The following is a 13,003-nucleotide window of genomic DNA, read 5'->3' as shown; positions in this document are numbered from 1 at the left end:
GGCATCGGACGCATAGCTCAGTTGGTAGAGCAGCTGACTCTTAATCAGCGGGTCCTTGGTTCGAGCCCAAGTGCGTCCACCATTTCCTAGCAATCGGCAAGACATATCGACTCCAATTGGAGTCTGATGTGCTATCTGCTTGTCAGATGATGACAGGCTCACCCATAGCGTCATTTTGATGGCATGAAGGTCTCACAGCCGAAAACGGTGGTCGCGGCGATATGCTTGGCTGCGCTGATCGTCATAGCTGGCGTCGTGGGGCGGCGCGCGATGGAACGGCGTCATGTGTCGACCATGCTCAACATCGCGACCTTGCCAGTCTCGGTTGGGGACATTGCATGCGCCAGCTTCGGCTTCTCCGATGTGCTGGAACGATGCACCTTCCGCGCGGCCAGTTCCGACATCAACTCGCTTTTGCGCGGATACCGCTTTCATACGGCTCGCCCCTGCTCCGCCACAGGACCTGATGTCGGGGGGCCATGCCTCGGAACCGCAGGACCTGAAACGAGCCATAATCATTGCTGCGGTCCCGCGATCGGCCCGGACTTTCCAATTTCCCATATCTTCGTTGCCGAACCAAAGGAGTTCGACAACGGCGGCATAGTAACGGTCCTGACCGACGAGAGGCGGACGCGCGTGATGGTGGACCTCTATATCGAGTGACGTATCCGGCGCAGCCAGAACGGCCACCATGGAGCGCAAAGCTTATCGCGATTGCCGCGCCCCTTGCCCCGAAGGCGGCACAGGCGGGGTGGACGACTTCGCATCGCTCACCGCCTCGTCATACCAGCGCGCCAAGTCCGCCTTCATGCTCCGCAGCGCATCGGGGTTGAGATAGGTCATGTGCCCCGCCGGATAATAGGAGAAGCGCAAGTTCGCCTGTTGCGCAGGCTCCAGCATCATGTGGCCCAGGTCGTTCTCAGTGCCGAAGAACGGGGTCGCCATGTCGTAATAGCCGTTCATCGACAGCACCTTCAGATACGGGTTCGCCCGCATTGCGGCGCCCAGGTCGATCGCGGTGTTGGGGTTGTTCTGCGAACCGTCGGGCGACTTGTGCTTCCAGTTCCACGTCCAGCCCGCCGCATCGCGTGCCGACAGGCGATAGGGCAGATCGGTCTTGTAGCCGAGCGTCGATTGCAGATAGTCCTGGAAGGACGCGATGTAAGCGCCCGAGATCGCGTCGGAAGAGGCATCCGTCTCCGGCCGCTCGCCTGCCGCGTCGGTGTCGATCCCGAGATAGCGCGAGTCGAACCGCCCGACCGTGCGCGCCGATCCGCGCAGCAGCTCCTTCTGGAACCGCGGCAGGTCGATGCGCAGGTTGGCGCGCTTGATATAGTCGGGCGAGATACCGATCAGGCGGCTCATCTGCTCGGCGATCTGGTCGCGCTCCTGCGGTGAAATGCTCTGCCCCTTGGCCAGCGCCGACATGTACGGGCCGACCGCAAAGGCGCGGGCCTGCGCCACCACGGTCGCCACATCGGCCGGGCGGTCGGCCAGGCGGTTGTGATACCAGGCGGTCGCGGCATAGCTGGGCAGGTAATTGAGATAGACCTGATCCAGCCCCGGCTGGCGATAGCCGTAATTCATGATCGAGCTGAGCAGCACCACGCCGTTCAGCGCCATGCCCCGCTCCTGCAACTGATAGGCCAGCGCACCCGAGCGCAGCGTGCCATAGCTTTCGCCGAGCAGGAATTTCGGGCTCATCCAGCGGCCATATTTGGTGACATAGCGCTGGATCGCGCCGGCAAAGACGTCGACATCTTCGTCCACGCCGTAGAATTGCGCGGGCTTCATATCGCCCAGCGGCCGTGAATAGCCGGTGCCGATCGCGTCGAGGAAGACGAGGTCGGTCTTGTCGAGCAGCGAATCCGGGTTCGGCCCCACATCATAGGGCGCGGGCCGCACGAATTCCGGACTGGTCGTGCGGATGCGGATCGGCGCGAACGAGCCAATGCGCAGCCAGAAGGAGGGCGACCCCGGCCCGCCATTATACAGGAACGTCACGGGCCGCTTGGTGCCGGGCTTGGTCCCGTCCAGCGTATAGGCGGTGTAGAACATCGAGGCGATCGGCTTGCCCTCGATATCCCGGACGGTCAGCGTGCCCGCCGAGGCGATATAGGGATAGGCGCGGCCATTGATCGTCACGCTGTCGCGGTGGCGGACTTCGGTCTCCTCCAGCGGCGCGCGCGCCCAGGCGGCCTCCGCCTCGGCCTTGGCGGCTTCGTGATGCGGGGCCTTCTTCTCCCCCTCCTCCTGCGCGGCGAGCGGCGCGGTCATGGCGGTGGCGGCGAGGAGGAGGGCGAGGCTTTTGCGGATCACGAAGGGCTCACGAAATAGGTGACGGAAGTGTCATCGTTTCGTGTTTTCTCGTTCGAAGCAAGAGGTTGCCGGGCGTTGGACCATTATCCTTTGCTCCGTTCAGCCTGAGCGGAGTCGAAGGCCACGGGCATAGCCCTATTCGGGCCGTTCCCCGGCGAAGGCCGGGGTCCAGTTTCCACTTCGGCGCGGTCGCGCGGTGAATTGGCGGGGGAGGCAAATGGACAGGGATCGCCTGGGCCTCCCACTTGCCGTTTTCGCCCCATCGCAGCCTGCCCGAAACTGGGCCCCGGCCTTCGCCGGAGAACAAAGGTGTTTAGGTTTTCCCCCGGCCTTCGACTTCGCTCAGGCTGAACGGAGGGGTTGGGCTGGCGGGGGATCGTGCCCCCGCCAGCCCCTCAGATCACCGCGCCAGCCAGGTCTGCACGGCGGGCTTCAGGCGATCCGCCACCGCCTTGCGCACCGCGATCTGCGAGATCGATCGCTTGGCCCCGCCGCGCGAGCCCTCGGGCAGGTTGGCGTTGGCCCAGGCCTCGATCTTGCCGGGCATGGCGGGGTCGTTCGAGCCCGCGCCGAGTCCGACGATGAAGGTCGCGCGGTTGCTTTCCTCCAGGAAGCTGTCGACCAGCGGCTTGTTCTGGACCGCCCAGTCGAACGCCATGTCGGGATGCGCGCCCGCGATCGAGCGGAGCAGCGCGGCGCGCTGCGGCGGGGTGAAGGTATTGTCCTTCAGCACGCTCAACGCCCGGCGTGCCGCGGCCTCGTCCTCGGCATAGCCCAGCAGCGAGACATAGCGGTTCTTGACCACTGGATTACGCTCGGCCTTGGCCAGTTCGTACAGCCGGTCCCATTCGTCCGCCGTCGCGCGGGTGGCATAGGTCGCCAGGATCGGCTGGCGGATGGCACCCGGAATGGCGTTGGGGTTCTTGGCAAGCGCGGTGACATAGCCCCGCGCCCGCGCCGCCACCATCGCGTCGCCGCTGGTACCCAGCTGACCGATCAAGGTCTCGCGCAGGTTGGAGACGAGCGCACCGTCCTCCGGCTTGGGCTCGAACCCGATCCGCGCCAGCACCGGCGACAGAATCGCCGCCGTCCGTTCACGCAGCGGCTTTTCGAGCGGCGTGCCTTCGTAAAGCCCGTTCAGCCGCGCCAGCTCTCCCGCGACCGCCTGCCATTCCAGCGGATCGGCCTCGGGCTTGACCTGCGCCATCAGGTCGAACCAGCGGCGCAAATCCTGATAGCCGCCCGCCGCCAGCGCATAATCGTCGCCCAGCGTTCCCAGACGATCGGTCAGTGCCAGCTTCGCATAATCGCGCACGATCGCGGCATGACCCGCATCGTCATACATGACGCGGGTATAGGAGCCCTTGCCCTGGTTCAGGACCAGCGTGCCGCAGCCGCCGACCGTCACCGGGGCAGGTGCCGCGCCGGTCACGATCGCGGTCGTCTCGGCCCCACCGATCGTCGCCACCCGGATCGGCACATGCCAGGTCTGGGCCGCCTTCGACGCCTCGTCCAGGCCGAACCGGCCCTGGGTCAGCGTCGCGACCGTCTTGCCGCCCTCGCAGCGCGCGGACTGCAGCGTGACCAGCGGGACGCCCCCCTGCAGGGTGAAGTCATGCGCGATGGTCGCGACATTGGTGCCCGATGCCCTGGACAGTTCCTCCCAAAGCTGGTCGGTCACCGTGTTCTGGTACTTGTACTTGGCCATATAGGTGCGGATGCCCTTGCGGAACGTATCGGCGCCCAGCGTCGATTCCAGCATCCCGATGACAGCCTGCCCCTTCAGATAGGTGATGCTGTCGAAGGACTCGCCGATCTGGTCGACCGTCTCGACCTTGCGGATGATCGGATGGGTGGCGCTGGTCGCGTCGATGCCCATCGCCGATTCCCGCTCGCCCGACACGCTGGCCGCCGCCGCTTCCCAAGCCGGGTTCAGGTCGTTGCTGGCCTTGCCCTCCATCCACGAGGCGAACCCCTCGTTCAGCCACAGATCGTCCCACCAGCGCATGGTAACGAGGTCGCCGAACCACTGGTGCGCCATTTCATGCGCCACGACGGTGTGGATGCGCTGGCGGTTGCTCTCGCTCATCACCTGCGGATTGAAGAGCAGTTCGTTCTCGAAATAGAAGATCGCGCCCCAATTCTCCATCGCGCCGAAGAACTGGCTGGAGCCCGGCCCCGCGATCATGTCCATCTTGGGCAGCGGATAGGGCGTGCCGAAATAGTCGTTGTAATAGCTCAGCAGCTTGGTCGCCGCGCCCAGCGCATAATCGCCCTGGTCGACCACACCCTTGCGGCTGACCACGCCGATCTGGACGCCGTTCGCATCCACCGTCTTGCGATCCAGATTGCCCGAACCGAAGAACAGCAGATAGCTGGACATCACCGGCGTCTCCCCGAAGCGATAGAGCTGGCTGCCATCGGCCTGCGTCGTCACGGCCTCTGCGGGCATGTTGCTGATCGCGCGCTGCCCCTTGGGCGCGGTGGCGGTCAGACGGAACTTGGCCTTGAAAGCGGGTTCGTCCCACATCGGCGCGAAGCGGCGCGCGTCGGGCGCCTCGAACTGGGTCGCCAGCATACGGTCGGCCGAGCCATCGGCGTTGGTATAGTCGATCGCGAACAGGCCATTGGCCGAACGATTGATCGTGCCCGTCCAAGCGAAGCCGACCTTGTGCCGCCCGACGCTTGCCGCCTGCGGCAGGGTGAGGGTCAGCGTCTGCGCCGTCTTGTCCGCCACGAAGGGCACCGGCTTTCCGTCGAAGGTCGCGCGCGTCACGGTCAGCTCGGCGGCGTTCAGCACGATGGTGGCGGTGGCCTGTTTCACTTCGACATCGACGGTTTCCTCACCACTGAAGGTCAACGCCTTCGCATCGGGTCGCACGGTGATGTCGTACAGGATCGGCGAAACGGTCTGGGGCAGCTGGCCCGCCGCCAGCGCCGGGGTGGACACGGTCAGGGCCAACAGAACCGATAGGGCGGACTTCATCGCAATCAGGGCCTTTCAATGAGAATGCGTAAATCTCTACGCCCTGTCCGTCGCAAAGCAAATGACGGTCATGTAATAATATTTCACAGCCCAAGCCCCGCTGGACAGGCTTTACCTTTACGTTATCGTAAAGCCATGAGCCTGCCCCCTGCCCTGAGTCGCCTGACCCTGCCCGTGATCGGGTCGCCGCTGTTCATCATCTCCAACCCGGATCTGGTCATCGCCCAGTGCAAGGCGGGGATCGTCGGCTCGTTTCCGGCGCTGAACGCACGGCCCGCCAGTCTGCTCGACGAATGGCTCCACCGGATCACCGAGGAGTTGGCGGCGCATGACCGGGCGCATCCCGATCGGCCAGCCGCCCCCTTCGCGGTCAACCAGATCGTGCATCGCTCCAACGATCGGCTGGAGGCCGACCTGACGGTCTGCGCCAAGTGGAAGGTTCCGATCGTCATCACCTCTCTGGGTGCGCGGGAGGATGTGAATGCGGGCGTCCATGACTGGGGCGGGATCACGCTGCACGACGTGATCGACGACCGCTTCGCGCGCAAGGCGGTGGAGAAAGGCGCGGACGGGCTGATCGCGGTGGCCACGGGCGCCGGCGGCCATGCGGGGCGGCTGTCACCCTTTGCGCTGATCCAGGAAATCCGCAGCTGGTTCGATGGCCCGCTGGCGCTCGCAGGATCGATCGCGACCGGCGACGCGATCCTGGCGGCGCAGGCGATGGGGGCGGACTTCGCCTATATCGGCTCGCCCTTCATCGCCACGACCGAGGCCAATGCGGTGGAGGCCTATAAGCAAGCGGTGGTCGATGGGCGGGCGAGCGATATCGTCTATTCCAGCCTGTTTACCGGCGTGCATGGCAATTATCTGCGCGCCTCGATCGTCGCGGCAGGACTCGACCCGGATCATCTGCCCGAAGGCGATGTGTCGACGATGAACTTCGGCGGCGGCCAGGCGGCCAAGGCTTGGCGTGACATCTGGGGTGCGGGACAAGGCATCGGTGCGGTCGACCGCATCGCACCGGCGGCCGAGCGGATCGCAGAACTTCGCCGCCAATATGAGGCGGCACGACAGAGATTGTCGCTTGAGCCTTATTCCTCCCCTGTACGGGAAGCCATGGTCCGCGACTAGAACGCCCGGCTCAGCCGCGCCTGCAAGACCTGCACAGGGCTGGCAGCCGAGGCGCCTTCGTCGGCCATGGCATCGAGCCGCTCGACCCGGCGGTGCAGGTCCAGGCTCGCCTGGGTCAGCCGTCGCGCCGGTTCGGGCAAGGCGGCCAGCTGCATGTCGTCGGTATCCGGCGAAGCTCCCAAGCGACGGATCGGTTGCCGCGCCTCGGCCCAATCCATTTCCCCTGCCTCGACCGCGCGCTGGGTCAACACCCATGCGATGACGTGCATCAGCCGCGTCGTCACCTTCAGCGACTCGCAGGAAAAGGCGACCCGCACCAACGGGTCCAGCCCATCGCGCTCGTCACGGCCGATCCCGTCGAAATAGCCGCGCGCCGCCTCGGCCAGGGCCATGGCGTCGACATAGAGACCGTCGATCAGCTTGGCATGGAACGGGGATTGGGGCGCGGTGGACGGCATGGCCTCTGGCTCGCATGACATTCGCGCTTGGGACAAGACGACGTTCGGCGCAGGCTGTCCCGATACGAAGCGGTCTGGCGGCCCGGATCGTCAGGCGATGATGTCGGGGATCAGCCGATCTTCCAACTCGGCCAGTTCATCGCGCAGCCGCAATTTGCGCTTCTTCAGCCGCGCGATCTGCAACTGGTCGGGGGTCGTGGATTGCAGCAGCGCCGCGATCGCGTCGTCCATGTCGCGATGCTCGGTCCGCAACATGTCGATCCGCGCGCGTGCCAGCGTGACGTCCATCCTGCTCCCCCTTTTGGCGACCGGCACGGAAGGAAGCCCGATACCGATACCGCCCCTCTAGCAAGCCCGAAGGCGCGCGGCGAGGGCCCGCATCACGTCATCGCGCCAAATACCTCATCCGGTCGATTCTGACGAAAATGGATGAGGACAGACGCCGATTTTGGTGTTTTACTCAGTCCCCCATGCAATGACAGGAGGTTGAAGCCCATGCATACGGCGCATCAAACGGCCCTGGAGACCAAGCACGCCACGCTCGACCGGCGAATCAGCGCCGAATCACAGCGTCCCGTGCCAGACGCGCTGATCCTGGCGGATCTCAAGAAGCAGAAGCTAAAACTGAAAGAAGAGATCCAAGGCCTATAGCCTGGACGCGGCCGCGCGGGTCGGTCGACCCGCCGCGGCCCATGTCGGGGGCACGCGCCGCCCGACACCCGACCCCCCTATCATTCCCGCATCAATGATGGAACGGCTTGGTCTTCAGGCCCGTTGCGGGCTTGGCATATTCCGGCGTCGATGCGCCGCCGCCGACCGGCTTGCGGACCAGCGTCGGATCGATCTGGCGGTCGAAGGCGACGCCCACCCGGCCCTGGGTACACCAGGCGATCCGTCCCGACACCGCTCCAACACCCCGCAGGCTGAGCGACACCGGCGTGCCGATTTCGACCGAAATGGGCAGTTCGGCCATCAGGCCGCCTTCGGAAATATTGCGGACGCGCACGTCGCGGGGCGCGGCTTCGTCGCCCAGCGTCATCTGCGCCATCAGCAACAGGCTGTCGCGCCGTCCCGCCCGGTCGCTGCGTTCCAGTTCGTCTTCCGCCATTTCAGACCCATTTGCGGGAGCACGGTTCGTCATGTCCATGATGCCCGTCCCCGCCTACCCGTTAACACTCGCGCGACCATGCGATACGCATCGTCACGTTGCCAACCCTTTAATGAAAGCGGTTCCAGGCATCTGTCGACGAACAGGACATGTCCCTGCCCTTCGTACCCGCTTTTCCTGAGCCGAACCCGTACCGGCGCTCCGCCCGATGGACCGGCGCACCGGGTCGGTAGATCAATCGTCGCGCGACACCTTCTCGTTCCGCTCGTGGCGCTCCTGCGCCTCGACGGTCATGGTCGCGATCGGCCGTGCCTCCAGCCGCCCCAGGCTGATCGGTTCGCCGGTGACTTCGCAATAGCCATATTCGCCCTCCTCAATGCGACGCAGTGCGGCGTCGATCTTGGAGATCAGCTTGCGCTGGCGGTCCCGGGTGCGAAGCTCGATCGACCAGTCGGTCTCGCTCGACGCCCGGTCGGTCAGATCGGGTTCGCGCAGCGAGTCGATCTGAAGCTGGGACAGCGTACCCTGCGCCTCGCGCTGGATCGCCTCCTTCCAGGCGATCAGCTTGCGGCGGAAATAGGCCTGCTGCTTCAGGTTCATGAAAGGCTCGTCCGCCGAGGGACGATAATTCTCGTCGATATCGTTGGCCGCATCCGGGCCGGTGGATTCCGTCACGCGATTAAACACCGTCGCCATACCACTCTCCCAAAGGGCCCGTCGGTGCGACGTTCGGCACCGTGTCCTCGGGGCCGCCCCCTGATGGTCGAGAGGGCCTATAATCGGTGCCACCGTCTGCCGCAAGCGACCGGCGTTTCATCGTGTTGCCAATTTCTATAATAAAGTTGCGACGTTAACCGGACATGGACGAACTGGTGCCATTATGGTCAGTTTCCAGACCCGATCGTCGAATCCCCGCTGTCGCCGATCGACCCGCGCTTCTATAGACCGGTGCATGCGGGCGACGAATCCCAAAGCTAGACGCGAACGACCGATAATGCGTTTGACCTTAAGCCTTTGTTGGTCACTGTGATGACAGAAAAGCTGGAAAGGTTGCCGATGGGCGGTCGGGTGGCGATGCCGGAACCATCACCCCGTTTGAAGCCTTGGTCCGGTTCCGTATCGTTTGCGGGCCTGAACCGTTTGAGGATGTAACGATGTCTGTCCGAATGGCCTTGGCAAAACTGACGGCCTGTGCCGCTGGCGGGGCCGTGATCGGCGGCGGGGCCGTCCATATGGTCGATCGTCCCGAGCGCCCGGCGCTGGTCAAGCAGACCAAGGTCAAGAAGCGCATCGTCCACCACCGCCCCCCGCCTGCACGGCGGCATGCCGTCACGCGGACGACCACGACCACCACGACGCCTCCTCCCACGATCGTCACCGTCACGACGCAGGAACCGCCGGTTCCCGTCCCCCTGCCCGCCATCGCGCCATCGGCGGCACCGGGCGGCGGCTATGTCCCCGCGGTCATCGGCGGCTGGGGCGGCGGTTTCGGCGGCGGCTGGGGCGGTGGCTTCGGCGGCGGTTTCGGGTTCGGCGGCGGCTTTGGCGGCGGTGGCGGATCGAGCGGCAGCATCGTGATTTCGTCGACCAGCAGCGGCGGTTCGACTTCCACCTCGTCGGCGTCGGGCGGGTCGGGTGGCTCGGGTGGATCGTCCACCTCGTCCGCCTCCGGTGGGTCGGGCGGATCGTCCACGTCGACCGGCGGCGTCAGCAGCACATCGTCGTCGGGCAACGTGTCGAGTACGTCCTCGACCGGCGGCTCTTCGACATCGTCGGGGAACGTATCGTCGACCTCATCGACGGGCGGCTCGTCGACCTCGTCCGGCAACGTATCGTCCACTTCGTCGACCGGCGGCTCGTCGACGTCGTCGGGCAATGTGTCGTCGACCAGTTCGTCCTCAGGCAATGTCAGTTCGTCGAGTGCGTCCAGCACCTCTTCGGCGTCGTCGGCCTCGTCCGCCTCCTCGGCCTCGTCGAGCGGCTATGCGTCGAGCAGCAGCGGCTGGTCGTCCAACGGCTCGTCGGCCAGCTCGGCATCCAGCGCGTCGTCGGCGTCGAGCGCCTCCTCGGCCAGCAGCGCGTCGTCCTCGGGCGGTGACACGCCGCCCCCGACGCCGGTGCCCGCCCCGCCGATGGTGCTGCTGTTCGGCGGCGCGGCGGCGGCTTTGGTCATCCGGCGGCGACTGGCCAAGCCCAAAGCGGCCTGACCCGCCGCCGGTAGTCGGCGTTACGCCTTTTGCAGCGCGGCCTCGATCTCGGGCACCGGATGCCCGGTCAGGTCCTTGGCCAGTTCGCCGACCAGACGATCCTCGACCGCCTTGTGATAATGTTTGCGCAACTCGCCCAGCGTCTTGGGCGGGGCGACCACGATCAGCGACTCGAACTCGTTGGCGAGCGCGCGGCGCTTCAGCATATCGGCGGTTTCGGCGGCGAAGCGGTCCTCTTCCTGCTGGTGGAAATCCACCTCGCCCATCGTGCCGCCGGTGGTCGAGGAGGCCTGGCCCGCCCGGTCGGTCTTCTGGTCGCGATCGGCAGGGTTGTTCTGTTCGACCGCCTGTTCGACGACCAGATTGGGATAGTCGGCATCCCCATCGTTCCGAAAGAACAGGCTCTTGCGGCCATCAACGACCAGCACGAAGCTGTTATGCGGCACCTGCATCGCGTTTCTCCTTGGATGTGCCGGGGCATAACGCGGGCGCTTCGCCACGGGTTGCGTGACGGCGGAGCGAAGGCCATAGCCTCGCCCCCATGCACGACATTCGCCTGATCCGGGACGACCCCGCCGCCTTCGACGCCGCCCTCGCCAAGCGGGGCGCCGAACCCCAGGCCGACACGCTGATCGCGATCGACGAGCGCCGTCGCGCGATCATCGCCGAGGCGCAAGCGGCGCAGACCCGCCGCAACGACCTGTCCAAGCAGATCGGCCAGGCCAAGGCGGCGAAGGACGAAGCGCGCGCGCAAGCCCTGATGGACGAGGTCGCCGCGCTGAAGGCGAAGCTGCCCGAGCTGGAGGAGCAGGAGCGCGCCGTCGAAACCGAGTTGAATACCGCGCTCGCTGCCATTCCCAACCTGCCCGCCGCCGATGTGCCGACAGGCGCGGACGAGAATGACAATGCGCTGGTCCACCAGAAGGGTGAGCCCGCGACCTTCGCCTTCGAAGCGCGCGAGCATGACGCGATCGCGCCGGCGCTGGGCATGGATTTCGAAACCGGCGTGGCGCTGTCGGGGGCGCGGTTCACGCTGCTGCGCGGCCCCATGGCGCGACTGTCGCGCGCGCTCGGGCAGTTCATGCTTGATCGCATGACCGAGGAAAACGGCTTTGAACTGGTCCAGCCGCCGCTGCTAGTCCGCGACGAGGCGGCGTTCGGCACCGGTCAGCTGCCGAAGTTCGCCGAAGACCTGTTCCGCACCACCGATGGCCGCTGGCTGATCCCCACCGCCGAGGTCTCGCTAACCAATATCGTGCGCGAGGCGATCCTGAGCGAGGCGGAACTCCCGCTGCGTTTCACCGCGCTGACCCCCTGTTTCCGGTCGGAAGCGGGCGCGGCAGGGCGCGACACGCGCGGCCTGATCCGCCAGCACCAGTTCGACAAGGTCGAGATGGTGTCGATCACCACCCCCGACCAATCGGATGCCGAGCATGAGCGGATGACGGCCTGCGCCGAGGGCGTGCTGGAGGCGCTGGGCCTGCCCTATCGCCGGATGCTGCTGTGCACCGGCGACATGGGTTTCTCGGCCGCGCGCACCTATGACCTGGAGGTCTGGCTGCCCGGACAGGCGCGCTATCGCGAGATTTCGTCCTGCTCGACCTGCACCGATTTCCAGGCGCGGCGGATGATGGCGCGCTATCGCCCCAGCGAGGGCAAGGGCACGCGCTTCGTCCACACGCTCAACGGCTCGGGGTTGGCGGTCGGGCGGACGCTGGTCGCGGTGATCGAAAACTACCAGCAGGCCGACGGCTCGGTCGTCGTACCCGAAGTCTTGCGCCCCTATCTGGGCGGGCAGGCGGTGCTGGAGCCGCGCTGATGCGTATCCTGCTCACCAATGACGATGGCTATCACGCGCCGGGGCTTGCCGCCCTGGAGCGGATAGCGGCCATGCTGTCGGACGATGTCTGGATCGTGGCACCCGCCGAGGACCAGTCGGGGACCAGCCGTTCGCTGACCCTGACCCGGCCGATGCGGCTGCGGCAATTTGGCGAGCGGCGCTTTGCGGTGACGGGCACGCCGACCGACTCGGTGCTGATGGCGCTGGGCGAGGTGATGAAGGACGCCAAGCCCGACCTGATCCTGTCAGGCGTCAATCGCGGTGCCAATCTGGGCGAGGACGTCTTTTATTCCGGCACGGTATCGGCCGCGATGGAAGGGGCGATGGCGGGCATCCGCTCGATCGCGCTCAGCCAGCGTTATCCGACGCAAGGGGTCGGCGATCAGGTTTCCTTCGCCACCGCCGAGGCCTGGGGGGAGCGGGTGTTGCGTCCACTGCTCGATCTCGACTTTGCCCCCCGCACGCTGATCAACGTCAACTTTCCGCCGGTGGCGCCGGACGCGGTGAAGGGCATCCGCGTCGCACGCCAGGGCCTGCGCGACTATGGCCGGGCACGGTTCGAGAAGCGGGCCGATCCGCGCGGCTATGACTATTACTGGCTGGCGCTGGGCCGCCTGCCGCATCGACCGGGTGCGGACAGCGATCTCGACGCCATCGCCGCCGACCATATCGCGGTAACGCCCCTGCAACTTGACCTGACGCATGAGCCCTCATTCGTTATGCTCAACGAAGCCTATCGCTAAGCGGCGCGCGAAACGGCTTTCGGGGAGGACGTGGGGTTGGATCGGACATCGGTTGCCATCGGGCGGATCTTGGGGCTGGGGCTGCTCGTATCGGGCTGCATCCCCCATGTCGAACCGCCCATGCGCGCCGCCGAGCCGGTCGCTCCCCCAGACCCTGTCGTCACCGCGCCTCCACAGGCCGCTCCCGTGACGCGGCCTGTGGAGGCAGCGC

General features: G+C 65.8%; 15 protein-coding genes and 1 tRNA gene. 6 read left to right on the top strand and 10 right to left on the bottom strand.

Translation table 11 applies throughout. The features are described 5' to 3' along the window. Positions 1-6 precede the first annotated feature (6 nt). Positions 7-82, top strand: a tRNA-Lys gene (locus NS355_RS01350). Positions 83-225: 143 nt separating this feature from the next. Then, positions 226-663, top strand: coding sequence for a hypothetical protein (locus NS355_RS01345; RefSeq protein WP_153007976.1), 438 nt, complete (start codon positions 226-228; stop codon positions 661-663). Between the two features lie 42 nt (positions 664-705). Here the strand turns inward: NS355_RS01345 and NS355_RS01340 are convergent, their stop codons facing one another. Next, a complete protein-coding gene (locus tag NS355_RS01340) occupies positions 706-2,277 on the bottom strand; it encodes a S10 family peptidase (RefSeq protein ID WP_058744270.1) in 1,572 nt (523 codons plus the stop codon). Positions 2,278-2,719: 442 nt separating this feature from the next. Then, entirely contained in the window at positions 2,720-5,305 is a 2,586-nt protein-coding gene (locus tag NS355_RS01335) for a M1 family metallopeptidase (protein ID WP_058744018.1), read from the bottom strand. 135 nt (positions 5,306-5,440) lie between these two features. On the opposite strand from NS355_RS01335, the gene NS355_RS01330 reads away from it, so the two are divergent. Continuing rightward, a complete protein-coding gene (locus NS355_RS01330) occupies positions 5,441-6,436 on the top strand; it encodes an NAD(P)H-dependent flavin oxidoreductase (RefSeq protein ID WP_058744017.1) in 996 nt (331 codons plus the stop codon). Here the strand turns inward: NS355_RS01330 and NS355_RS01325 are convergent. Together NS355_RS01325 and NS355_RS01320 are read right to left on the bottom strand one after the other, a co-directional pair. Next, complete coding sequence (locus tag NS355_RS01325) at positions 6,433-6,894, bottom strand: DUF1465 family protein (protein ID WP_058744016.1); 462 nt, start codon at positions 6,892-6,894, stop codon at positions 6,433-6,435. The genes NS355_RS01330 and NS355_RS01325 overlap by 4 nt on opposite strands. Before the next feature lie 90 nt (positions 6,895-6,984). Then, positions 6,985-7,182, bottom strand: a complete 198-nt coding sequence (locus NS355_RS01320; RefSeq protein ID WP_058744015.1) for a YdcH family protein — start codon at positions 7,180-7,182, stop codon at positions 6,985-6,987. Between the two features lie 207 nt (positions 7,183-7,389). On the opposite strand from NS355_RS01320, the gene NS355_RS18055 reads away from it, so the two are divergent. Next, positions 7,390-7,545 (top strand): DUF465 domain-containing protein, encoded by a 156-nt coding sequence (locus NS355_RS18055; protein ID WP_076711926.1) that lies wholly within the window; start codon positions 7,390-7,392, stop codon positions 7,543-7,545. Between the two features lie 91 nt (positions 7,546-7,636). Here the strand turns inward: NS355_RS18055 and NS355_RS01315 are convergent, their stop codons facing one another. From NS355_RS01315 to NS355_RS01295, 6 genes are all read right to left on the bottom strand, one after another. Then, positions 7,637-8,002: a PilZ domain-containing protein gene (locus NS355_RS01315; RefSeq protein WP_244489510.1), complete on the bottom strand. Its 366-nt coding sequence runs from the start codon at positions 8,000-8,002 to the stop codon at positions 7,637-7,639. Between the two features lie 234 nt (positions 8,003-8,236). Further along, positions 8,237-8,698, bottom strand: coding sequence for an RNA polymerase-binding protein DksA (gene dksA, locus NS355_RS01310; protein ID WP_058744014.1), 462 nt, complete (start codon positions 8,696-8,698; stop codon positions 8,237-8,239). A 278-nt stretch (positions 8,699-8,976) separates the two neighbouring features. Continuing rightward, a complete protein-coding gene (locus NS355_RS18875) occupies positions 8,977-9,300 on the bottom strand; it encodes a hypothetical protein (protein WP_167345378.1) in 324 nt (107 codons plus the stop codon). A gap of 152 nt (positions 9,301-9,452) precedes the next feature. After that, complete coding sequence (locus NS355_RS01305; protein WP_058744013.1) at positions 9,453-9,935, bottom strand: hypothetical protein; 483 nt, start codon at positions 9,933-9,935, stop codon at positions 9,453-9,455. Positions 9,936-9,983: 48 nt separating this feature from the next. Next, positions 9,984-10,175, bottom strand: coding sequence for a hypothetical protein (locus NS355_RS18480; protein ID WP_058744012.1), 192 nt, complete (start codon positions 10,173-10,175; stop codon positions 9,984-9,986). Positions 10,176-10,229: 54 nt separating this feature from the next. Then, a complete protein-coding gene (locus NS355_RS01295; protein ID WP_058744011.1) occupies positions 10,230-10,661 on the bottom strand; it encodes a host attachment family protein in 432 nt (143 codons plus the stop codon). An 89-nt stretch (positions 10,662-10,750) separates the two neighbouring features. Here NS355_RS01295 and serS point away from each other — a divergent pair, with 89 nt between their 5' ends. Both serS and surE read left to right on the top strand, forming a co-directional pair. Continuing rightward, positions 10,751-12,028 (top strand): serine--tRNA ligase, encoded by a 1,278-nt coding sequence (serS, locus tag NS355_RS01290; protein WP_058744010.1) that lies wholly within the window; start codon positions 10,751-10,753, stop codon positions 12,026-12,028. Further along, positions 12,028-12,792: a 5'/3'-nucleotidase SurE gene (gene surE / locus NS355_RS01285; protein ID WP_058744009.1), complete on the top strand. Its 765-nt coding sequence runs from the start codon at positions 12,028-12,030 to the stop codon at positions 12,790-12,792. Before serS ends, surE begins: the two co-directional genes overlap by 1 nt. Positions 12,793-13,003: the final 211 nt, after the last annotated feature.

The organism is Sphingomonas yabuuchiae (genome assembly GCF_001477495.1).
In the GTDB taxonomy this organism is placed as follows: Bacteria; Pseudomonadota; Alphaproteobacteria; order Sphingomonadales; family Sphingomonadaceae; genus Sphingomonas; species Sphingomonas yabuuchiae_A.
The sequence above is the reverse complement of the archived record's forward strand: the minus strand, read 5'-3'. Positions and strand labels throughout refer to the sequence as shown.

What these genes read in the sequence shown, in the direction of transcription:
- NS355_RS01330 (WP_058744017.1), top strand. Translation starts at nt 5,441, where the DNA reads ATGAGCCTGCCCCCTGCCCTGAGTCGCCTGACCCTGCCCGTGATCGGG.
- NS355_RS01320 (WP_058744015.1), bottom strand. Translation starts at nt 7,182, where the DNA reads ATGGACGTCACGCTGGCACGCGCGCGGATCGACATGTTGCGGACCGAG.
- serS (WP_058744010.1), top strand. Translation starts at nt 10,751, where the DNA reads ATGCACGACATTCGCCTGATCCGGGACGACCCCGCCGCCTTCGACGCC.
- NS355_RS01315 (WP_244489510.1), bottom strand. Translation starts at nt 8,002, where the DNA reads ATGGCGGAAGACGAACTGGAACGCAGCGACCGGGCGGGACGGCGCGAC.
- NS355_RS01325 (WP_058744016.1), bottom strand. Translation starts at nt 6,894, where the DNA reads ATGCCGTCCACCGCGCCCCAATCCCCGTTCCATGCCAAGCTGATCGAC.
- NS355_RS01295 (WP_058744011.1), bottom strand. Translation starts at nt 10,661, where the DNA reads ATGCAGGTGCCGCATAACAGCTTCGTGCTGGTCGTTGATGGCCGCAAG.
- NS355_RS18480 (WP_058744012.1), bottom strand. Translation starts at nt 10,175, where the DNA reads ATGACCAAAGCCGCCGCCGCGCCGCCGAACAGCAGCACCATCGGCGGG.
- NS355_RS01340 (WP_058744270.1), bottom strand. Translation starts at nt 2,277, where the DNA reads ATGACCGCGCCGCTCGCCGCGCAGGAGGAGGGGGAGAAGAAGGCCCCG.
- NS355_RS01335 (WP_058744018.1), bottom strand. Translation starts at nt 5,305, where the DNA reads ATGAAGTCCGCCCTATCGGTTCTGTTGGCCCTGACCGTGTCCACCCCG.
- dksA (WP_058744014.1), bottom strand. Translation starts at nt 8,698, where the DNA reads ATGGCGACGGTGTTTAATCGCGTGACGGAATCCACCGGCCCGGATGCG.
- NS355_RS18055 (WP_076711926.1), top strand. Translation starts at nt 7,390, where the DNA reads ATGCATACGGCGCATCAAACGGCCCTGGAGACCAAGCACGCCACGCTC.
- surE (WP_058744009.1), top strand. Translation starts at nt 12,028, where the DNA reads ATGCGTATCCTGCTCACCAATGACGATGGCTATCACGCGCCGGGGCTT.